This window comes from Kitasatospora phosalacinea, from assembly GCF_000716545.1.
In the GTDB taxonomy this organism is placed as follows: Bacteria; Actinomycetota; Actinomycetes; order Streptomycetales; family Streptomycetaceae; genus Kitasatospora; species Kitasatospora phosalacinea.
Genome location: NZ_JNWZ01000197.1, coordinates 1 through 390, shown reverse-complemented (window position 1 = coordinate 390; position 390 = coordinate 1). Strand labels below are relative to the sequence as shown.

Below are 390 nucleotides of genomic sequence, written 5' to 3'. Positions count from 1 at the left end.
TCGCCAACCGCGGAGAAATCGCCGTCCGCGTCGCCCGGGCCTGCCGGGACGCGGGAATCGCCAGCGTCGCCGTGTACGCGGAACCTGACCGGGACGCGCTGCACGTACGGGCCGCAGACGAGGCGTACGCGCTCGGCGGCGACACCCCCGCCACCAGCTACCTGGACATCGCCAAAAGGTCACCGCCCGCCACGTCGCCCAACGCGCCGGCGCCCCCCTGGTCGCCGGCACCCCCGACCCCGTCTCCGGCGCCGACGAGGTCGTCGCCTTCGCCACCCAGCACGGCCTGCCCGTCGCCATCAAAGCCGCCTTCGGCGGCGGCGGCCGCGGCCTCAAGGTCGCCCGCACGCTGGAGGAGATCCCCGAACTCTACGACTCCGCCGTCCGCGA

1 pseudogene is annotated in these 390 nt (G+C 74.9%); it reads left to right on the top strand.

The features are described 5' to 3' along the window. Positions 1-390, top strand: a pseudogene (locus OO48_RS37115) (biotin carboxylase N-terminal domain-containing protein); the annotation flags it as partial.